Source organism: Staphylococcus sp. GDY8P131P (genome assembly GCF_017891975.1).
Taxonomy (GTDB): domain Bacteria; phylum Bacillota; class Bacilli; order Staphylococcales; family Staphylococcaceae; genus Staphylococcus; species Staphylococcus nepalensis.
This window is the reverse complement of the sequence record NZ_JAESKF010000002.1, coordinates 132,652-155,100: the sequence shown is the minus strand read 5'-3', so window position 1 is coordinate 155,100 and position 22,449 is coordinate 132,652. Positions and strand designations below refer to the sequence as shown.

General features: G+C 31.8%; 21 protein-coding genes, 1 pseudogene and 1 other annotated feature. Of the genes and pseudogenes, 1 reads left to right on the top strand and 21 read right to left on the bottom strand.

Annotated features, from left to right (window positions below):
• Nucleotides 1-4: 4 nt before the first annotated feature.
• The 15 genes and pseudogenes from KA894_RS01200 to KA894_RS01140 form a co-directional block, all read right to left on the bottom strand.
• Entirely contained in the window at nt 5-1,897 is a 1,893-nt protein-coding gene (locus tag KA894_RS01200) for a site-specific integrase (protein ID WP_210123848.1), read from the bottom strand.
• Nucleotides 1,894-2,979: a tyrosine-type recombinase/integrase gene (locus KA894_RS01195; RefSeq protein WP_204195746.1), complete on the bottom strand. Its 1,086-nt coding sequence runs from the start codon at nt 2,977-2,979 to the stop codon at nt 1,894-1,896. The genes KA894_RS01200 and KA894_RS01195 overlap by 4 nt, the downstream gene beginning before the upstream one ends.
• Nucleotides 2,980-3,115: 136 nt before the next feature.
• Nucleotides 3,116-3,652: pseudogene (gene radC, locus KA894_RS01190) on the bottom strand (RadC family protein); the annotation flags it as partial.
• 784 nt (nt 3,653-4,436) lie between these two features.
• Nucleotides 4,437-4,580 (bottom strand): hypothetical protein, encoded by a 144-nt coding sequence (locus tag KA894_RS14850; RefSeq protein WP_308669854.1) that lies wholly within the window; start codon nt 4,578-4,580, stop codon nt 4,437-4,439.
• Nucleotides 4,577-5,029, bottom strand: coding sequence for a DUF4037 domain-containing protein (locus KA894_RS14845; protein WP_323703360.1), 453 nt, complete (start codon nt 5,027-5,029; stop codon nt 4,577-4,579). The genes KA894_RS14850 and KA894_RS14845 overlap by 4 nt, the downstream gene beginning before the upstream one ends.
• Before the next feature lie 8 nt (nt 5,030-5,037).
• Nucleotides 5,038-5,256, bottom strand: coding sequence for a nucleotidyltransferase domain-containing protein (locus KA894_RS14840; protein ID WP_241966479.1), 219 nt, complete (start codon nt 5,254-5,256; stop codon nt 5,038-5,040).
• A 36-nt stretch (nt 5,257-5,292) separates the two neighbouring features.
• Entirely contained in the window at nt 5,293-6,153 is an 861-nt protein-coding gene (locus tag KA894_RS01180; protein ID WP_174221769.1) for an AraC family transcriptional regulator, read from the bottom strand.
• A gap of 168 nt (nt 6,154-6,321) precedes the next feature.
• Nucleotides 6,322-6,594, bottom strand: a complete 273-nt coding sequence (locus KA894_RS01175) for a hypothetical protein (protein ID WP_125147425.1) — start codon at nt 6,592-6,594, stop codon at nt 6,322-6,324.
• 339 nt (nt 6,595-6,933) lie between these two features.
• Entirely contained in the window at nt 6,934-7,230 is a 297-nt protein-coding gene (locus tag KA894_RS01170) for a hypothetical protein (protein ID WP_096809290.1), read from the bottom strand.
• A 99-nt stretch (nt 7,231-7,329) separates the two neighbouring features.
• On the bottom strand, nt 7,330-7,470 hold the full coding sequence (locus KA894_RS14835; protein WP_096811209.1) for a DUF2089 family protein: 141 nt from the start codon (nt 7,468-7,470) through the stop codon (nt 7,330-7,332).
• Nucleotides 7,471-8,092: 622 nt separating this feature from the next.
• A complete protein-coding gene (locus KA894_RS01160; RefSeq protein ID WP_103373689.1) occupies nt 8,093-8,914 on the bottom strand; it encodes a squalene/phytoene synthase family protein in 822 nt (273 codons plus the stop codon).
• Nucleotides 8,915-9,242: 328 nt separating this feature from the next.
• A complete protein-coding gene (locus tag KA894_RS01155) occupies nt 9,243-10,052 on the bottom strand; it encodes an aldo/keto reductase (RefSeq protein WP_199194483.1) in 810 nt (269 codons plus the stop codon).
• 179 nt (nt 10,053-10,231) lie between these two features.
• Nucleotides 10,232-10,939, bottom strand: coding sequence for a prepilin peptidase (locus KA894_RS14900; protein ID WP_119487942.1), 708 nt, complete (start codon nt 10,937-10,939; stop codon nt 10,232-10,234).
• Between the two features lie 186 nt (nt 10,940-11,125).
• Nucleotides 11,126-12,388, bottom strand: a complete 1,263-nt coding sequence (locus KA894_RS01145; protein WP_115342122.1) for a bifunctional folylpolyglutamate synthase/dihydrofolate synthase — start codon at nt 12,386-12,388, stop codon at nt 11,126-11,128.
• Between the two features lie 11 nt (nt 12,389-12,399).
• Nucleotides 12,400-15,030 (bottom strand): valine--tRNA ligase, encoded by a 2,631-nt coding sequence (locus tag KA894_RS01140; protein WP_096809283.1) that lies wholly within the window; start codon nt 15,028-15,030, stop codon nt 12,400-12,402.
• Between the two features lie 41 nt (nt 15,031-15,071).
• Nucleotides 15,072-15,313, bottom strand: a binding site (T-box leader).
• 58 nt (nt 15,314-15,371) lie between these two features.
• On the opposite strand from KA894_RS01140, the gene KA894_RS01135 reads away from it, so the two are divergent.
• On the top strand, nt 15,372-15,950 hold the full coding sequence (locus KA894_RS01135) for a DNA-3-methyladenine glycosylase I (RefSeq protein WP_096809282.1): 579 nt from the start codon (nt 15,372-15,374) through the stop codon (nt 15,948-15,950).
• 396 nt (nt 15,951-16,346) lie between these two features.
• Here the strand turns inward: KA894_RS01135 and KA894_RS01130 are convergent, their stop codons facing one another.
• The 6 genes from KA894_RS01130 to ccsA all read right to left on the bottom strand — a co-directional run bounded on the left by KA894_RS01130 (nt 16,347) and on the right by ccsA (nt 22,430).
• A complete protein-coding gene (locus KA894_RS01130; protein WP_096809280.1) occupies nt 16,347-17,429 on the bottom strand; it encodes an AbrB family transcriptional regulator in 1,083 nt (360 codons plus the stop codon).
• 221 nt (nt 17,430-17,650) lie between these two features.
• A complete protein-coding gene (hemL, locus tag KA894_RS01125; protein WP_096809278.1) occupies nt 17,651-18,934 on the bottom strand; it encodes a glutamate-1-semialdehyde 2,1-aminomutase in 1,284 nt (427 codons plus the stop codon).
• A gap of 13 nt (nt 18,935-18,947) precedes the next feature.
• Nucleotides 18,948-19,925, bottom strand: coding sequence for a porphobilinogen synthase (gene hemB / locus KA894_RS01120; protein ID WP_119487941.1), 978 nt, complete (start codon nt 19,923-19,925; stop codon nt 18,948-18,950).
• Entirely contained in the window at nt 19,915-20,601 is a 687-nt protein-coding gene (locus tag KA894_RS01115) for a uroporphyrinogen-III synthase (protein WP_096809276.1), read from the bottom strand. The genes hemB and KA894_RS01115 overlap by 11 nt, the downstream gene beginning before the upstream one ends.
• A gap of 18 nt (nt 20,602-20,619) precedes the next feature.
• On the bottom strand, nt 20,620-21,546 hold the full coding sequence (hemC, locus tag KA894_RS01110; protein WP_096809274.1) for a hydroxymethylbilane synthase: 927 nt from the start codon (nt 21,544-21,546) through the stop codon (nt 20,620-20,622).
• Between the two features lie 47 nt (nt 21,547-21,593).
• Nucleotides 21,594-22,430 carry a cytochrome c biogenesis protein gene (ccsA, locus tag KA894_RS01105; RefSeq protein ID WP_096809272.1) on the bottom strand — a complete coding sequence of 279 codons (837 nt, stop codon included), beginning with the start codon at nt 22,428-22,430 and terminating at the stop codon, nt 21,594-21,596.
• Between the last annotated feature and the right edge of the window lie 19 nt (nt 22,431-22,449).

The window sequence follows — 22,449 nt, the reverse complement described above, 5'->3', positions numbered from 1 at the left end:
ATAATTACCCCGTCAAACTTCCAATGATTTGTTCTAAACGCTCTTTAACACGGCTGTTAGTCTCTACTTGTCTTTGCCATTGTTTATCCTTAGCTATGGCTAATAACTCTTTTGTACGCTCTAACTGTTCTTCGTGCTGTGGTAAGAATTGCTTACTGGTACAGAAGTGGGTACAATCTAAGCATGCATTCGCATGTGGACAACCTCCTGCTACTACTGGCAATCTACAATAACCATTTGGAAGCACTTGTGCATTTATATTTTTCTTGAACCATTGAAGCTCTACATCATCGACTTCATTATCTTCATGTAGATCAAGCACATCTCCATTATTGGTAACCAGTTTTTCCTGAAATTTAGTAAATTCATTTTTTAGAGTTTCATCAAAGATATGAGCGTATCTGCTTGTCATTTCTGGGCTTTCATGCCCCAAAAATTTCTGCACAATATGCTGGGGCATCCCGTTGTTAATCATTCTTGTTCCTACTGTATGGCGAAAGGCATGGGCATGGAATCTATAAATCTCACCTGATTTATCCACTATATTTTGCTCATAAGCTAATTTATTTAACTCACCTCTAAATGTTTCTTGTTTTAATGGCGATCCATCTTTTCTTGGAAAGAGGTATTCACTATCTGGAAATTCCTCTGAAACTTTATCTTCCCGAACTTTAATAAGTAAAGCTACCTCTTTAGATATTGGAACTATATGCTCCTTTTTCATTTTCCATTGATAATACTTTAAAAAGAAATCTCCATCTTTGTCCTCTAATAGACAGCCTTTTTTCAAGGTGCACAATTCACTTATCCTCATTCCACATTCTTGAACAATCATAGTCATCGTAGCTATATATTCGGGTAATTTATCAAGATGACTGTTCAATTGCTCTAGGACGAATTCATCTATAAAGCGTGGTTTTGCTCTTGGTATTTTCGGATAGTCCTCAGAATAAATTAATATTTTGGAAGGAACATCATCCCATTCTAGCCTAAGAAGGGTACTAAATAGTCCTTCCAATATAGAGATCCTCCCAGTTATTGTACTAGGTTTTATTCCCATCATGTTTAGTTCACTTAAATATGCTTCAATTTCCACTCTCGTTAATTGGTGTACTCTCTGAACTTGTTTAAATTTCATGTCCAGAAAATTAAAGAACTCTTTAAGTCTTTGGGCAATATCACTTACATAGGAAAAGCTATCCATGTTCAATCTCAACTTACAATATCTTTTTACAAGTTGTTTAAAATATGTATTCCGAAACCCTTTAAAGTTAATTGTATATTCATATTGTGTTGGGTTAACCTTATCATCTGGCAAAGGTAAGTTACGTCTATCCCAAACGTCTTTATCCCACTCCTCTCCATCAAAATAAAAGTTCTCATAAAACTCCATAAATTGTTTTAGATTAGTAACATAGTAGGAATTAGCTTTTACAGGTGTTTTTTCTTGATTAGCAGTAATCTTATAATTAGTAGTGGTAATTCTAACACCCCGTTTTGTCAAATATGTTCTATACTCCGTCATTGCTTTTTCAATAGGAACTTCAGTAATTGAAGTAATGCTAGGATACTTTAAATCTAAGAAATCTAACATTTTATTAATTACTGTTCCTTTTCTAATCCAGACAGTTTTTGCATTCCATATTCCATTGTTTAAATTGTAAAAATAAAAATATTTCAATTCTGTTCTTAACCACAGATTTTTAACACGTTCAAAACGAACCCAACGATTCCTTAAAGCAGGATTCTTACTTAATTCTATGGCAGAAGGATGTGGACATTTTCTTATATCCCAACTATTATTAGCCCAAAACCCCTGCATTTCTTCATTCATTACAGCTATTTTTTTGCTAATCTCACTCTGACTAATAATTTTCCTTTTACTAGAAGCATTCATTTCTTATGCTCCTTTCTCTCGAGGTATTTATTAAACTCATTTTTCATATCCTGATCTGAAAGATGAACATAGGTATTTAACGTTGTCTGAACATGTGCGTGACCTAATCTCTTTTGAACGAACGCAACATCCCATCCTTCCCTAATTAGCTGCGTTGCGTGAGTGTGGCGAAGCATATGCGATGTAAATTCTATTCCAGTCCTTTTAACTATTCTTCTAACTAGATCAAGAACACTTTGGTACTTTAGTGGTTTCCCAAAATAGCCTTCTTTTAAGGAAATAAAAACATAATCATGCTCCAATTCCTCACTATACTCATATACCAAGTAATCTGTATAAAGTGACATAAGTTCTTTACTCACATGTATTGTTCTTTCCTTCCTTAATTTAATATAAGCTTCATTAACATTAACATCTCTAGGTGTTAAATGGATTTGATTGTCCCAAGTGGCAATATCTTCAAGCCTAAGCGATAACACTTCACCGATTCTTAAACCCCCCTCATACATAAGCATTAAAATTAATTTATCTCTTTTCGTATGACAAGCATCAATAATTTGCTTAACTTCCTCTGATCTCAATGTTCTTATCTGTTTCTTTTTAACCCTTAACTTTAAGACATTCTTTTGGTATCTACCCTTATTAACATGATGTAAAAATCCTTTGAAATTTCCTCCCTTTGCTTGTTTAAATACATCAATTGATTTAAATTCTCCTAATCTACTTAAATAATCAAGAAAACTCATAACTGCATTTAAAATTGTATTCACTGTCGTTTCTTCTCTTATGGATTTTTTTGACTGAAGATCAATTACATTTGATGCTGAAGGATATCTCAACCAACCTACGAAGTCTGCTAACAACTCAAAGTTAATATCATTAAGAATAACACCTCTCTGTTCCATGAACTCGTACAGCAACTTTAAATGATAACAGTATGCTTTAATGGTATTAGGAGACTTACCAGTATTATCTAAGTATTTAATAAATTTCATTACTGGTTCTATTAGCTGGTATTCTTTATCTAGTAATAAATACAATGGATACGGCTTATTCTCCACTTCTATCCTTTGAACCTTCACATGTTCCCACCTCTTTAAATACTTTAACTACTACAAATTATAAACCTTGTTAATTTTTATTTAAAGTAAAATATCTCTTTAATATCTCCTCTTAAACTACTTTAACTACTATTATTTATTATACTATGGTTAATGTATCACCCGAGGGATGATTATGAAGTACGATAATTGCATTGCTTGCACATTTGATTGCTTCACTAAAAATTTCACGTGGATGTACAATTGAAGAATTTAAAGTACCAATAAATATTGTTTTCTTTTTTATAATGACGTTTTTGGAATTTAAGAAAAGCGCAATAAATTTTTCTTGTGTTAAATGTTCCATCTTCCCCATCATAAAATCTGCCACGTCTTTAGGACTAGTGATTTGAATTTTGTCATCAACGCTTCCAGAATGCATGCGCTCACCAAGCTCAAATGCTGCTTTCAATATGAGCGCTTTATATATACCTACACCTTTTATTTTATTCAAATCATTTACAGATAACCCTTTTAATTCTTTTAAGCTACCTACTGATTTTAACAATTCATTAGCTATATCTAAACTTGAACACCCTTTTCTACCTGTATTAATTAAAATAGCTAATAATTCCGCGTGCGACAAACGTGCTGCACCATGGCTTAACATACGTTCCCTTGGTTTCTGATGATCCGCAAGCTCATTTATTCTCAATAAACAACAGCTCCTATTTATTATATTATTATGAAAAAGATTTGTTTAAAAAATGGGACATTACGATTTATGGTAGAAGGATTTAGAAGAGCGCATGATTTATATACATTTATTTTACTACAGTTAATATCGGTTGTTGACAGTTTTTTCATTAATTTTAAAATTGAGAGTTCGTTACAACAAGTACTTACTTTATATATTAAAATCACTCAAATATATTTTTAATAATGATGAAAAAGTAAGTTGAGATATAAATTCGCATGCTCATAATAAGAGAGCTAACCCTTTAGGTATTAGCTCTCTTATTATTTAATATCTTACGATTTTGGCTATGCATGCCTGCCTGAAGTATGGTTCGAACCTATAGTTTCTCACTCGTACTATTCTCTCGAGCTTCAGCACGTTATAAAATCGTTACAAATGATGTATTTTAGTATAAAGAAATAAGGGCCTTTCGTGTAATTTAATAAACATCACCGCTGTTTAGTTTATATATATTATAATATTTTCCGTATAATATTGGCAGTGATTTAGGCCGGCTCCTGCTGGAAGAGCACTAGCCGAAGACTACAGTATAAGATAGTGCTCGCGGAAAGCGTGCACAAAAAACTGCCAACAAAGTCGGAGACTTTGCCGACAGTTTGCACCCTAGGCATAGCGTATATTTTTTATATAAAAAATCCATCTTTTCCATATGGGATATACCTTGTTTTAAAAATGTTTGTTTAATAATATAACGCCAACAAAGGACTTTAACCTAATTCGATTACACAAAGATATAAAGCTATAAAGATTTAACTTCTTCGACTAAATCCTTTAAATCTTTTGCAGCTTTCTTCATTTTTTCGGAGTCACTTGAAATCAAAGTAATAACTGATTCAACGCTTTCTTTATACTTTTCTGGTTTGTTTATAAATGCTTGAATCATAAAAAACACTTTTTTTCATTAATACAATATGCGTTGTTTTTTGCAAAAATAACTTGATTTAAACAAGCTATACTTCTAAAGCAATGACTCGTTACATAAAAACTATCTTGTTTATCTACGTTGGCTTCAATAAACATCAAAGAAAAAGATGATTCAAATAAGAAAAATGATATAATAGCATGTTTCATTTTTTCCGGATAAATCTCTATTCGATTTTTTAATGCTTTCAACATTCTTTTAGAATCTAATAAAATTTGTGATATGGACAGTTCTCCCATATACATAACATTTAAATAACCATGGGGGCGGCCAGTTTGGTAGTGAATTGAAACATTTCCCTCTAAAGATTCATTAATAACTTGTCTTAACTTTTCAATATCTCGAAAAATAATATCTACATGATAGCCATCTATCACTAACGAACCACCGCCATCAATCCATTCTCCCAAATTAGATATTAAATGCTTCTTTTTTCATCATTTAAATTAAAGGCAATATTTTCGATATCATTAATATTAAATTCTTTAGACTCATCATAATAAAATCCAATATCAATATCGAAATCAGCACTATGGGTTCCTCTTGCCCTAGAACCGCCTAAAACATCGCCTACTATACCCGGAACTCCAACCAACTCATTTTTTATATTATTTATTACATTGTCTACAATATCCAAACTAACACCTCCTTGCGTTAGTGTTCATTTAATAATTTAATGACTAACTGCTACCCATATTTCGCTATAAGCAAAATCATTATTTGAACTATCAAACTTCGTAAAAGAAAACATCGGTACATCAGATAATGTATATTCTGTGTCTGGTAGCCATTCAGAGTATATTTTCGCGTAAGTGTCTTGTAAAGTTTTTGGAAATTCACCTTCATTTTCAAATACGACCCATTTGCTTTCATTGAAATGAATAACATCCATTTGACTGCTTATATCATTTTTAGTAGTTAAAACGCCTACCATATGAGTCAAATAACCTTCTTCTTTAGTGAAATCTTCATCAGCGTTGTAAGAAACATTTACAATTTCTTTTGGTTCCATATCTTGTAAATGGTGCATTTCTTTTTTTTGTTGTTCAGTTATACTATTTGCTAATTGATCAATGTCTTTATTAACACCTTCAAATTGCATAGGTACACGTTTTTGAATTCCTACTATATTAAATTTTGGTTGTTGTACAATTCTAGTTTTCATATTTATTCCTCCCGTAACATTAACAAAAAATGAAAGTTTTGGATATGAAATTAATACTTGATTTTCATGAATTTGAGATGGCAAATATCCGCTCCAAGCCTTAAAAGTTCTAGTGAAACCATCCATTGAATAACCATATTTTGTAGCCACATTTGTTACTGACTCATTATTCAGCAAATCTTTATTAGCAAAATATAATTTTCTTTTTTTAATGTATTCAGATAATCCAATACCACTTAAGAATATAAATAAATTTCTATAGTGTTGTGCAGGTAAACCAACAAAATTTGATATATCTAATAAATTTAATTCCTTAGTTAAATTTTCATCTATATAATCTATAGATTTGTTTAATTCATTTAAAATCATATCCATCACCTTTCAACTTTATAATAACTAATGACTAAAATGATTACTCGACAATTTATATATAAAAATAATCGTATATGCTGCTATATTAAAAAAGAGCGGCAAAATTTAGCCACTCATAGCTCGTCACCTTGCAACCAATCAAGCAAAAACGTGTGTAATTAAAAATTATATTCTTTTCTCCATAGATTTAATTCCTAAATTTATCGCTAATAATCGTCGTTCATTCAGTGTTTTTTGACTATTACGGGCTTCGGTTTTATCAATCTGTCTTTGAATTGAAAGTTTTAAAGAATATAACGCCTCAATTGCTAAAACAATATCTTCGTCTATATAGTTAAAATCAATATTTCCCCAATCATTGCTTAAAAAATTTAAAGCTACTGCAAAAGCATTTCTCTTTCTTTTTACAAGAATTGTATTTGCACCTTTAACCTTCATGCTCATATAAGCTTTTTCTAGTTTTTTAACGTAGCATTTAATGATTTCATAGCCATATTTTGTGTTTCTTTATTTATGGTGCCCTCACTTCCAAAATTTAAATTCACACTGCCAAAATCATTCTATTTTTAAATTACTTTTCGTTCGTTTTTAAATTCTGTTTTGTTAATTCAATTAAGTTGATTGGCTATATAACTTATATGAATATATTTTTTTAACTTTTCTAGTTTTTAATATGTGTAGTTTTTTAAATATAATTGAAATACTTCTTTTTACCGAAATACAAAACAAAGATTTTATTATTTGTACTCCTTTAATTAACTATAACTACATATAATGTTAACTTAGGTCCTTTCCTTCCATCTTATGTAATTCTTTTTGCGCTTTTTTCTTATTATCTTTTTGAGCATTTTCCCATTGACCTAAAAGGAATAAAAGACCAATAACGCCAAATATTAAAGTTCCCCAAATATTTAATCCTAATTTTTCTGTTGAATACAAATATATAAGCGCCATTACAAATAAGAATGGTACGATGGCCCCCACTAACTTATTTCCTGTTTTGGATAAGAAGTATTGTATAGCAAATAAAATCGCATATAAAATAACTGGTAAAAATATCATGAAGTTATCCAAATCTATTCGCTCTCCTTTACATTATTATAAATTTCTAATAATTGTTTAGCATCATTCCAGCCTAATTTTTTTCAATCGCTAGCTTTCTTACATAGTTTACTAATGCACATTCTCGTTGTCTTGGACTGATTCTATACTTGCAATTACATTATTTAACCGTTGCCTCACTGTTGGATATGAAACTTCATAATATTTAGCTAAAGCTTTTAATGATCCAGAGTTTAAAACAAAGTTTTTAATGAATTAAAATCTGATTTTTCTAAATTTTTATCCATTTAGATATATCATTATTGTTCAATCAAACCGCTCCCTATCAGGCACATTAACAATTTTTTCGATAAAGTCCAATTATACTTAAATATAATTGAACTATTTATTAATAATATTTAAGTATAAAATTCATTTTATATATTTAATGAAGAATGAATTTACTAATACAAAAATAAAGAACCTTACTTACTCCAAATATTTTTATTATGGTACTAGATGTTGTGTTTTCTCAATTACTTCCAAAAGATAGAGATTATCTTTATAGATTTTCGGCTAAAAAAACTATAAAAATAAGAGTAAACTAATTTTTTATGATTAAACAAGACTCAAATATTCAATTCGAACCTTGTTATTTCGATTTAAATTTATGTTTATTTAAATAACTAGTATCGTTATTATATTTTTATATTGATTATTAATATAAAAATCAAAAGATTCAACACTGTCGTTCTATTCATAAATTTATCTTCTTTCTTCCCATAAAATATACAAGATTTTTCTGTTGCTAATATTTCAATCAACCACTTAAAAAAGCATAGTCTGCTTTCAAATGTATAAAATACAAATTGAAATAGCTACGCTTTAAATAACACTATTCTTCTTTTTTTACTTCTTCTACAGTTTTTTCAACTTCTTCACGGGTCATTTTTTCGCGCCCGTCTTTCATAGCCTTAAGCGTTTTATGTGCAAAAGCTAAAGGTAACCGACAGAATAATAAAATGGTTCTTTTATGAATTGCTTTCATGTACGCATCAGCTTTTGCTAGGTTTTCTTCGGCATAAGCAAATAAGTCTTCACGTGTCCAATCGTCTGGAACAAAACTCACATCTCGCTCCTCAAGATCTTCTTCTTCATTTCTTAAAATATTTACTGCTTGAAGACCACGACCATACCCTATTGCTAGCTCTCTATCTGTTTTCACGCCTGCGCAGAAATCCCATAGTTGAGAAAGCATTACACCTACAAGTCCTGCTACGTAATATGTATAATCGTCTAAATCTTCTCGCGTTTTAATGCTCCAGTTTGCTTTTGCCCATTTTGCCATACCATATGCCATTTCACTAGAAGATGCCATAACTATCGATCTTGTTTGATCTGGGCATGCAGCCAACCAATCCCCTAACCTTACTGTAACCTCAGGTAATTTGTCTTTAACGGGGTTAATAACCTCTAAATATCTTTCTTCATCAAAAGGTGCTTTAAGTAATTCACTGATTTGCATTAACATGCTATGTTTTAAGTCATTTTCAATTTCTTCATGATCCTCGATTTCATCTATTGCACGCATAACTAAATATGCACAAGCTACTGAGTGTTTTAGTTCTTTTTCTAAAAAAGTTATTGGAATATAAAACGTACGGCTTGTCTCTTTTAAAACGCGCATAGCATCTTTTGGGAATTTCTTATCTGCCATTTTATGTCTTCCCCTCCCTTTTCTTGATATTATCATATTATTACATATTAAAATAGCATATGCTATGATGAAGTTATTTTTATTACTATCATTTTCGAAAAGTGTAGATTTTAAGTATAAATTGTTATTTTTAATTTTGTAGGACTTGCAATGTACTTTTTTAATTATTTATAAATAGATATTTCTTTAACAAATTAAAAAGCGAGAATGAAATCAAAAATAAGTGAGTTGATTTCAAATCCCGCTTTTAAATGATAACTGTATTCCTAAAATTTGGCGAATCAAATTTTACTTTGGTTTTACAGTCCAAGATAATACTTATGCAATTTTATACAAACTCTTCATATTCATATGGATTTTGTCCTTCGACGCGTCCGTCTTCACCTTTATCTAAAGCGTCAATTGTTTGTATATCATCTTCTGAAAGTTCAAAATCCAAGTAATTAAAATTATCTATTTGGTGTATATATTGAGAAGCTTTAACTACTGGGAAAACTTGTTTTTGGTTTATCCAATTAATGATAATTTGAGCAGTTGAACGGTTATATTTTTGAGCTATTTCTTTGATTGTATCGTTTGTTAACACATCGTTGATTTCACGACCTAATGGGCTCCAAGCTTCGGGTAATACACCGCGTTTAAGGCATTCTTGGATTAATGCGTTGTTATTAAAGTATGGTTGTATTTCTATTTGATTGGTTGCAGGTGTTACACCTGTTGCTTCAATAATGTCATCTAAATGCTCAGGCATGAAATTAGATACTCCGATTGTTTTAATTAATCCATATTTTTGAGCATCTACTAAGGCTTGCCAAGCTTCCACATATTTACCTTGTTTAGGATTAGGCCAATGGACTAAATATTTATCAAAATAATCTAAGCCCGTTCTATAAAGCGACTCTTGTATCAGGTTAATGGCTTTATCATATTCATGACTTGAACCTGGTAATTTAGCACTTACATAAATGTCTTCTCTTGGAACACTTGAACGACGAATAGCTTCACCTACCATACCTTCATTGTTATAGTTTGTGGAAGTATCAATAACTCTATAACCTAGATTCAACGCATTTTCTAATTGTTTAACGCCGATGCCCCCTTGAACATTAACAGTGCCTAACGCTATATGTGGTAACATCGTGCCATCGTTTAATAGAAATTTTTCATATAAACTCAAAATATAACTTCCTTTCAATTCATAATATTCAATTAGTAAGGGAATATTGTTATTTTCACCTTTTAATAGTTATATTTATTGTTTACCCACTTCTAATACCTTTTAATCTGTATTTGAATTTCATAATGCCTAATTAAATATTAATAGAACAAGTTAACTTCATGCATTTTTAAATGTACTAACGCCGTTTCTATACAATAAGCGATATAGATAAAAGGAATAAGCGGTATTTTAATTTTTCTTTTCTTCAACTTTAATACTAAAATGATAGCAAAAACACTACCGCTTAAAAATGTTAAAAATAACACATTGATAAAATATATGTAAGGTAATAAATAAGATAACAGAGCACAAATTAAAATATCTCCATAACCAATCGCACTTTTAAAGCATATATAAAAGAGATGAAGTATAAACGTGATGACTAAAAATTGATACACATTTCCCTCAATAATAAAAATACTACTAATGGCAAATATTAAATACATATGTAAAGGGATAGACAAAGTTTGTAAATCATATAACGAAAATATAAGAAGAAATAAATATATCAATAAGAGGGAAGTTAACGCTTCAGAGGTAAAACTGAATAGCAAATAAAATGCTGGTATAAGTGACGTTATTTCGCCGATAAGATAATACTTATTGAGTTTTTGATAGCAGCATGAAGCGCGTCCCCAAAGTTTAATATAGCTGACTACGGGTATCATATCTCTAAATTTTAATTGTTGGTTGCAAAAATCACATTTAGATCTCAAAAGTAAATATTTTAAATTGAATTTTTTCATGAAACACAAGTGATAAAGAAAACTAAACAGTATAGGACATACGATGAGTAGTAGTAGCAATGTTCGCCTCCTGTCCTCATTATATCACCCTTGATTTAAGGTTATAAGAAAAAAGTCATTTATTAAATTATAATATAAAAGAGCAATGAAAAAGCTAGTTAATCACTCAGTGTTTCTCTCACTAACATTGAAAAAACACTAAATCATTACTAGCTTTTTAAATAATCATAAATTAATATATTATAACTAGAAGTTAACTTTAGATTTAACTTCACTGATAAAATACAAACTACCTGTAATCACTAAACCAGACCCGTTATAATTTTCAATAAATTGAACAAAGTCGTCTATAGTTTCTTTTTGCTCGAAACGTATTTCGTCATATATTGTTTCTTTAGTACACGCTTTGGGAAAATCAAAATCCGTTACATAAAAAGTTGAAGCGACTGTTTTCAATTGATCAACCATGCTATGGATTGGTTTTCCTTTAATTGCAGCGTATAAGACATCTACAGACTCTAATTTGTAATAATCTTTTAAAGTTTTAATTAGAGCTTCTACGCTTTCTAAGTTATGCGCGCCGTCTATAATCATTAGTGGTTGATCTTTAACTTTTTCAATTCTTCCTGTCCAATTGACCGATTCAATGCCATCAATCATTTTATTAAAATCTAACTCGACTAATCCTGACTCATTCAATTCTATAAGCGCTGTTATTGCTAATGCAGCATTTTCTTTTTGATGTTCGCCCAACATATTTAAAATAAGTGTTTCTAATTCATAATTTTTATAACGGTACGTAAACTCATCACCTTGAGAAATCACACTAATATCTCTATCTAACTCTATACCTTCTGCATTTTGTTGTTCTACAAAATCTCGAATAACTTTCAGTGCGTCTTCATTTTTTACTGCGTAGATTACAGGTGTATCTGGCTTAACAATTGCGCCTTTATCTTTTGCAATATCTACATAAGTATCACCCAAAATATCTACATGATCTAAACCAATACTTGTTAAAATACTAAGTATTGGTTTAAATACGTTTGTTGAATCATTTTTGATACCTAATCCTGCTTCTACTATTACAAAATCTACTGGATGGATTTCTCCGAAATAAAGAAACATCATAGTTGTAATAATTTCAAATTCAGTTGCTGTGCCAAGTTCTGTTTCTATTTCTAATGCTTCACTTACTGGTTTTACTTTTTGAACTAATGCTACGATGGCGTCATCACTAATAGGCGTACCATTTAAACTTATGCGTTCATTAAATGTTTCTATAAAAGGCGATGTAAAGGTACCGACCTCATATCCATTATCAACGAGTGCTGATCTTAAATATGCAACAGTTGACCCTTTACCATTCGTACCACCGACATGAATACCATTGATATTAAATTGTGGGTTATTTAATCTATTTAACATCCACTCCATGCGTTTAACACCTGGTTTAATGCCAAATTTAGTTCGTTCATGTATCCAATATAAGCTGTCTAGGTAATTCATGTTTAGGACTCCTATGCTTTTAATTGATTAATACGTTCTTGTACACCGTCATATTTTTCTTGATATGTTTGTTTTTTTTCACGTTCTTCATTAATAATTTTTTCCGGTGCCTTATTAACAAAGTTTTCGTTAGCTAATTTTTTATTAACACGGTCCAACTCTTTTTCCCATTTTAATAGCTCATTTTCTAGTCGTTCAATTTCTTTATCCATGTCAATTAAGCCTTCTAATGGTAATACAACTTCACCTGCAGATGTGATGGATGTCATTGCTTTTTCAGGAATTGTGATAGATGTATCGATAACCAATTCACTTGGATGACAGAATCTATCAATGTAATTTGAATTATTTGTTAACGTATCTTTTAAATTTTCATTTTTAGCTTGAATGAAAATTGGAATTGCTCTTGATAATGGTGTATCTACCTCTAATCGGGATTGTCTCACTGATTTAATGATTTCAACTAGTTGTTGCATTGTTTCTTTACTCTCATCAAATACGAGCGCTTTATTTACTTTAGGCCAAGCCGCATTGACAATGGTCTCACCTTCATGAGGTAAGTTTTGCCATATTTGTTCTGTGACAAATGGCATAAATGGATGTAGCATTCTCATCGTATTATCTAAAACATATGTTAATACAGATCGTGTTACTTGTTTTTGAGTTTCATCTTCGCCGTTCATTGGTATTTTACTCATTTCGATATACCAATCACAGAACTCGTCCCAAATAAAGTTATAAAGTGCTCTACCAACTTCGCCAAATTCATATTTTTCACTTAAATCTGTTACTGTATCAATTGTTTCATTCAAACGAGTTAGAATCCATTTATCTGCTAATGAAAGATTACCAGTTAAATCAACATCTTCAACTTTAAAATCCTCACCAATGTTCATAAGACTGAAACGAGCAGCATTCCAAATTTTATTGATAAAATTCCAAACAGATTCAACTTTTTCTGTAGAATAACGTAAATCATGACCAGGTGAAGATCCTGTAGCTAAGAAATATCTTAAGCTGTCTGCGCCATATTCGTCTATAACATCCATTGGATCCACACCATTACCAAGTGATTTACTCATTTTACGCCCATCTTCTGCACGTACTAATCCATGTAATAATACATCATTAAATGGACGTTGGCCAGTAAATTCTAAACCTTGGAAAATCATTCTTGCTACCCAGAAGAAAATAATGTCATAACCAGTTACAAGCGCATTGGTTGGATAATAACGTTGGAAATCCTCGCTTTCAACATCAGGCCATCCTAACGTTGAAAATGGCCAAAGCGCACTAGAAAACCATGTATCTAATACATCTTCATCTTGAGTCCAATTTGCTTCATCTTTAGGTGGCTCTTCCCCCACATAGATTTCTCCAGTTTCATTATGATACCAAGCAGGTATTTGGTGGCCCCACCATAATTGACGAGAAATTGTCCAATCTCGAATTTCTTCCATCCAACGGTTAAACGTTTTTTCAAATCTATTAGGTACAAAATCAATTCTATTATTTGTTTTTTGGTTATTTAAGGCTTGTTCTGCTAATGGTTTCATTTTAACAAACCATTGTGTAGATAAGTAAGGTTCAACCACTGCGCCTGAACGTTCAGAATGCCCTACTGAGTGTTCATGTTCTTCTATTTTAATCACTAAGTCTTGTTCTTGTAAATCTTTAACTAATGCTTCACGACACTCAAATCTATCCATGCCTTGGTATTTACCAGCATATTCATTCATATGGCCAGATTCATCCATAACAGTAATACGTTCTAAATCATGTCGGTTACCTATTTCAAAGTCATTTGGGTCGTGTGATGGCGTTACTTTCATCGCACCACTACCGAATTCAATATCAACATATTCATCTGCTAATATAGGTAATTCCCTTTCTACTATTGGTAAGATAACTTTTTTACCGATAACATCTTTATAACGTTCATCATTAGGGTTTACCACGATAGCAGTATCACCTAACATTGTTTCTGGACGCGTAGTAGCTATTTCAATATAACCTTCGCCATCCGCATAAGGGTATTTGAAGTGATAAAATTTGCCTTGAATATCTTCGTGGATAACTTCTATATCAGATAAAGCTGTACGCGCAATTGGATCCCAATTAATAATATATTCACCACGATAAATTAAACCTTTATTATACATGTCAACAAAGACTTTTTTCACGGCTTTACTTAAACCTTCATCTAATGTAAAGCGTTCTCTACTATAATCTAGCCCTAAACCTAATTTAGCCCATTGTTGTCTGATAAACGTAGCGTATTCTTCTTTCCAATCCCATGCCTTTTCTAGGAATTTACTTCTACCTAAATCATGACGAGATAGTCCTTCTTCTTTAAGTTTTGCTTCTACTTTAGTTTGTGTAGCAATACCTGCGTGATCCATACCAGGCAAGTATAATGTATCGTACCCTTGCATGCGTTTCATTCGCGTAATAATATCTTGTAATGTTGTATCCCAAGCATGTCCTAAATGTAATTTTCCTGTTACATTCGGGGGCGGAATGACAATCGTATATGTTTCTTTTGAATGATCTTCTGAAGCTTTAAAATAGCCATTATTAACCCACTCGTCATAACGTCCAGCTTCAACTTCATTTGGATTATATTTTGGTTTCATTTCCATATGTTAAAATCCTCCTTAAATAAATAAAAAACCCATCCTATAAATAGGACGGGTTTTCCGTGGTACCACCTAAATTCAAGAAATTAGCATTCCAATTTCAAGCACTCAAAATTATGATTAACGCTCAAACACGCTTTAACTTAATCTATAATCAAAACCAATGATTTATTTCAGTCAAAGTTCAATGTGGGCTACCTTCAATAAGTTAAATTGTACATTTTCAGCAACCATGTACTCTCTGTTAAATTTCAGCTTATTTACTCTTCCCAGTAGACAATATTCCTTTACTTGATTATAGTATAATGGATATGAAAATAAGTCAATAAAATGGAGTGAAATTTATGAACGAATGTGCATTCGGTACAAAAGATCCTGTTTATATTCATTATCACGATGAAAGTTGGGGCCACCCACTTTATGATAACCTAAAATTATTTAAACTAATAGCTTTAGAATCCCAACATGCTGGACTTTCATGGTTAACTATTCTAAAGAAGAAGTCATCTTATGAGCAGGCTTTTTATCAGTTTAACCCAGCACAAATTGCACAAATGACTTCAGAAGATATAGATAGGTTAATGGTATTTCCAAATATTATACATAACCGAAAAAAATTAGAAGCAATTGTAAATCAAGCCAAGGGCTATTTTGAAATTGAAAAAGTGTATGGCAGCTTTAGTGATTTTTTATGGTCGTATGTTGATTTTCAACCTATAGATTGTGGGTACACTAATCCAAGTGAGCGTGTTACAGTCGATGCACGTGCAACTGAACTCTCTAAAAAATTAAAACAGTTTGGCTTTAAGTTTTTAGGTCCTGTAACTGTTTATTCATTTTTAGAAGCTGCAGGTTTGTATAATGCACATTTACAATCTTGTCCATTCAATCCAAAGTATTATAATGGCAAAGGGTTTGAATAATCAAGGTGTTAGATAGCAGCGATATTGCTTAAACGACTACATTGTTCTGTGCCGTTCTGCCTCTCAAGCGTGACAAAATACAAAAGAATAACTGCTCGCTTATTTTGTACAGCCTCATTAATTTCACACTATTATATCAATAACGCTCTACTCTCTTTAATTTATTTCAATTACAAGATGATTTAAATTAACTATAAATCTATTCCTAACTATGTTCTAACCTTGTCACTGATTTCAAATTTCAAACAAAAAACCACTCCGAAGAGTGGTCAAAGGATGAAGTACCTCCAGTACTTCATCCTTTATATTATCAAACAAAATTATATTGTTCAACGCAATAATTATTAAAATATTGTAAACTTGTTAAAGTGTTAGGCGAGATTGTATATTCAACAATCATTTTTCATTATGATAACCTTGTCTTGCTCTATATTTAAGAAAATAATTTAACATCGGTGCAATTAAAAATAGTATAAAGAATATTCTAAAGATATGATAACTCGATATCATAGCTACATCAGCACCTGTTTCAATGGCAACTAACACAATTTGACTCATTCCCCCAGGCGCTGCACCTAAGAATAGTTCGTTTACTTGGTGATGAGAAACAGAAGATATAAATAGTACCATTACAAACGCAAGTAAAATCAATAAAATATTTTGAAAAGCGATTGCTACAGCAATTCTTCCTTTCATTTGATCTAATAGTTTTGCAATTTGTATACCTATACGTATCATATATATGATTTGAGCAGCAGCAATAATATAATTATCTAACGTAAACGTCGCACTAGTAAATAAATTCCAACAAATAAGTACAAGTATTGGTGCAAGTAATTGCTTCGTTGGAAAATTTATTTTTTTCATAACAAAATAAACAACAGTTATCGCAATAATTAATATAAGTATATTAGGGAGGGTTAAAGCTTGTGTTAAAGTTTTAGTCGTATTGGTAGCAAGAGCCCCATCATTATCTGGATTTTTAAAAAAGTAAGATAAAAAAGGTACGAGTATTACAACAAAGATAATTCTAGAAGTTTGCGTTAGACTCACTACCATAATATTCGCTTTTTTATTCTCTTCCGCCATAATTAACATCTGGCTCAAAGCACCTGGAATAACGCTAAGTATCGCTGTTTCAGTATTAACATTGGCAATTTTTTTAAAGAAATACGCAATAATTAACGCTAATACAAGGAGCATGACAGTAATCATAACGATGGTAAACCAATCATCTTTAATATCTAAAATAACAGTTTTAGTAAAAGTAGAACCGATTTGAACACCTAATAATACTAATCCTATTTGACTCAACCAAAATGGCCATTGTACATCTAGGTGTAAATAACGTATACAAACGATACTAGCAATAATCGGACCAAACATGAATGGAAGTAAAACATGTGCCGCATTAAGTATCAAACTAAAAATAAGTGCTAGTATTAATACGATTAAGTTACCTTTTAATTGCTTATTCATATTCTCACAACTTTCTTAAGTATCGTCACCCTATTATGTAAATTTAAAAGGAGCGAGTTAGAAATCAAAATGTTTAATTTGATTTCGAATCCCCGCCCCCAAAGGTAAAAAAGAACTCTAAAACACTTAGTATACTTACTGTAACGAAACCGGCCATCTAAAACACTTTACTGTTTCCATCAGTATAGTACATTATTGATGTTAAATAAAGTTGGTATATATTAGACAATACGACTTAAAGCAGTATCAAACGCTTCTAATGTTTTTTGGATATCTTCCTCAGTGTGTGCAGTTGAAAGGAATGTGCCTTCAAATTGAGATGGTGGTAAAAAGACACCTTCTTTAGCCATTTCTCTGTACATTTGGCTAAACATTTCTAAATCACTTTGATTCGCCTCTTCAAAATTGGTTACTGGCCCTTCATTTAAGAAATAGCCTATCATAGAACCAGCACGATTAACAGTGATTGGAGCATTATGTTTTGCAAAAATAGTTTTCAAACCATCTTCTAATAGGTCCCCAAGTTTATTGAAATAATCATACGACTCAGGTGTTAATTGTTTTAGTGTTTCATAACCACTCGTCATTGCTAATGGATTACCTGATAACGTACCTGCTTGGTAAATATTACCTGAAGGTGCTATATGATCCATAATTTCTTTTTTTCCACCAAAAGCAGCTGCAGGCAAGCCACCACCAATCACTTTACCTAAACACGTTAAATCTGGTGTCACATTAAAGTATCCTTGCGCACAGTTATAACCTACTCTGAAACCAGTCATTACCTCGTCAAAGATAAGTAATGAGCCGTATTCATTTGTGATATCTCGTAGTCCTTGCAAGAACCCTTCAACTGGTGGCACAACGCCCATATTACCAGCTACTGGTTCTACAATCACGCCTGCGATATCGTCACCATATTCTTTAAATGCAACTTTAATAGATTCTAAATCATTGTATGGTACTGAAATTGTGTTTTTAGCTATGCCTTCTGGTACACCAGGGGAATCAGGTAGCCCTAATGTCGCAACACCAGAACCTGCTTTGATTAATAGTGAATCACTATGGCCGTGATAACAACCAGTAAATTTCACAATTTTATTTCTACCAGTATAACCTCGGGCTAAACGTAAAGTATCTAGCGTTGCCTCTGTACCTGAAGAGACCATACGTAATTTTTCAATAGAAGGAACGCGGTCTATAACAAGTTCAGCTAATTTATTTTCAATAATTGTTGAAGCACCAAAGCTAGTCCCATTGTCTACAGCCTCATGTAATTTTTCATTTACTTGCTTATTCTTATGACCCAAGATTAAGGGACCCCAACTTAGTACGTAATCAATATATTCATTACCATCAATATCATATATTTTTGAACCTTGTCCATGATCCATAAAAATAGCAGGTGTGTCTACTGATTTAAATGCTCTTACTGGACTATTTACGCCGCCTGGCATCAGTTGTTCGGCTACCTTCATTGCTTCTATAGAATTATTATATCCCATTAAAATTGCCTCCTTATTGTTCATCAATATATTTACAAATATCTTTAGAGAAATAAGTGATAATCATGTCAGCGCCTGCACGTTTCATTGAAGTCATTTGTTCCATCACTACTTGTTTTTCGTCAATCCAACCGTTAAGCGCTGCAGCTTTAGTCATACTGTATTCACCACTCACATTATATGCGACTACAGGCACATTGGTTGTATTTCTTACATCTCTGATGATATCTAAAAAGCTTAATGCAGGTTTAACAATCATCATATCGGCGCCTTCATGTAAATCACTTTCTAGTTCTCTCAATGCTTCTCTTCTATTGGCTGGATCCATTTGGTATGTTTTTCTATCTCCAAATTGAGGTGTAGATTCAGCAGCATCACGGAATGGTCCAAAGAAACTTGAAGCATATTTAATACCATAACTCATAATTGGTATATTGTAATAGCCTGCTTCATCTAGACCTGCTCTAATTTCAGCAACAAAACCGTCCATCATATTACTAGGCGCAATAATGTCAGCACCTGCTTCAACTTGGGAAATGGCAGTTTTAACTAATAGTGGTAATGATTTATCATTATCTACATCTTGCGTTTTTTCATTAATGACGCCACAATGGCCGTGATCTGTATATTCACATAAACATGTATCTGCTACGATAAGTAAATCGTTGTACATTGCTTTGGCTTTCCTAGTCGCTTCTTGAACAATACCATTATGGTCATAAGCGCCTGTACCAACAGCATCCTTTTCGTTTGGTACGCCAAAGAACATAATACCTCTGATGCCTAATTCATAAGCTTCTTTTATCTCTTCATCAATTAAATTTAAACTTAATTGGTATACGCCTGGCATAGATTTAATTTCTTCTTTAACATTGTCGCGTTCAACTACAAAAATTGGATAAATTAAATCTTCTTTACGTACGTATGTTTCACGCACCATATCTCTCATAGATTTGCTACTGCGTAATCTTCTATGTCTATCAAATTGCATCATTTTCCCAACTTTCTAAGATTTTATTTGTTAATGAGTCTAACGTTTGTATATCTGAAATAGTGGCATCATAGCCATAGTGCATTATAGTATCCAATGTTTGCTGACCTATTGCATAGTAATGGTTAAATACAGGCGTTGGACCTTGTTCAAAAAAATATTTCACTGCTGATGAACTCGCAAACGTGATAGCATCTAATTCATTATATTTCATCATTCGTTTAACCATTTCAATGTTATCTTTATGTGGTATAGGTCGGTATAAATCAATTTTACATACATGATGCCCTTGTTGTTTTAAACTATTTTGTAATAAAGGACGCGCTTGTGCACTAGAAGGTATCAAAATATTACTACCCTTTATAGTTTTAAAGGATTTAAGAAAACCTTCTTGCGAATAATCCGATGGATAATATAGAACATCAAGCCCGATTGACTTGCAATATTCTGCAGTTTTAGCGCCTATTGCAGCAAATTTTTTCACTTTCACTTGCGATAAAAATGATTGAAAATATCTGACTGCGTTTTTAGACGAAAAAATAAGCCAGTCATAGTCGACTTTTAACAAATTTAAATCAAACGATAACGGTTCCACATCTATAAAAGGCTTGTGTAGAATATTTATACCATCTTTTTTAAATTCGTTAGTTTGTGTCATAACTATCACTGGTCTCATTATTTTCACCTCGAACGATTATTGTTCTTCGTTAAGTGCTTTAATTATTTCATATGCACCTTGCGCATTTAAAACTTCAGTAACTTTTTCACCGAGCTCAACTGGATTTGTACCACGCTCTGTGTGTTCGTAACGTTCTTTACCATCAGGTGACATGATTAGTCCTGTAAATACTATTGTACCATCACTATTTTTACTAGCATAGCCTCCGATAGGCACCTGACAGCTTCCATTCATACGCTCTAAAAATGTACGTTCAGCGGTTACACATTCGGCAACGTCATGGTTATGGACTTGTGTTAATAAGTCTAATAATGCTTTATCATCCGACCGACATTCAATGCCTAAAGCGCCTTGTCCTATTGCTGGTATTAGCGTATCTTCATCCAAGTAGTCAGTAACGATGTCATCTGACCACCCCATACGCTTAAGTCCTGCCGCAGCTAATAGTATAGCATCATAATCTTCATTTTCTAATTTACTTAATCGCGTGTCTATATTTCCACGAATCCATTTTATTTGTAAATGAGGATATTTAGCAAGTATTTGAGCACCACGTCGTAATGAACTCGTACCAACTATACTATTATCAGGTAATTCATGTAGAGGAACATGATTTTTTGCTATATAAGCGTCATAGGGGTTTTCTCGATCGGGCACACATCCTAAAGTTAATCCTTCAGGTATAACACTTGGGACATCTTTTAAAGAATGTATAGCCATATCAATTTCTTGACTAAACAAGGCATTTTGGATTTCTTTAACAAATAAGCCTTTGCCTCCAACTTTAGATAATTGTTTATCTATAATACGGTCGCCTTTTGTTACGATTTCTTTAATTTCTATCTCTAAACTAGGGTCAATCGCTTTTAATTTATCAATAAACTGTCTGCTTTGCGTTAAAGCTAATTTACTTCTACGTGAACCTACAACTAATTTACGCATCATGCGCAACCTCCTAGAAAAAATCTATTTAACTTAATCATACATCATTAAATACCTGTCCATTGATGAAAATCAGATATATGCGAAGCGAAAAATAAATTAATCATACTAAGACAAAATAATATGATATTAAAATAAATCAATTTGTGCTTATTTATGATTTTTTTCACTCTAAAAATCAAATAAATTCCATATAATAACGTTATTATTAACGACATGATTACTTTAGGATCTATAAGAATATATCCCCCTAATGTATTGAATCCCCATTGTGCACCTAATATGATACTAAATATAATGAAAGTAAAACCTATTAAACTACTATAGAACACGACTTGTTCAAGTGTAGCTACACTTCCAATCCTAAAATATTTTTGATCAAATTTCTTTTGTTTCAAATTATTATATTGTATTAAATACAATATACAATTGACAAAAGCAAATGCAAATAATGCATAGCTAATGACCGCAAAACTAATATGGACTATGAGCAATTCATTTATAATATTTAATTTCTCACCCGTACTTTGATATCGCATCGGTTGGAATGTATTAACAGCAATTAATAGAAAGCCAATAATATTAAATAGAAATATCGACAAATTAATTTGCTTAATCACACTAATCACTATTGAAATAGAAATGATTAACCATGCTAATGCAAAGAACACATCAAAAATGTTTCCTAGGGGGATTTGTTTTGTCACATTTATATATAAAGATAAAGAGATTGTTTGTAACATCCAAACAACCCCTAATGTAACAAAACCAATCGTTTTAATCCTATGGTTTTTTCTCACAAAATCAAAAAAATAACAAGCAATGCTAAGTAAATAAATTAATAAAATAAGTTCATTTAGTCTAATGAACAAAAATTCTTGCATATCATCACCATTTGCATAT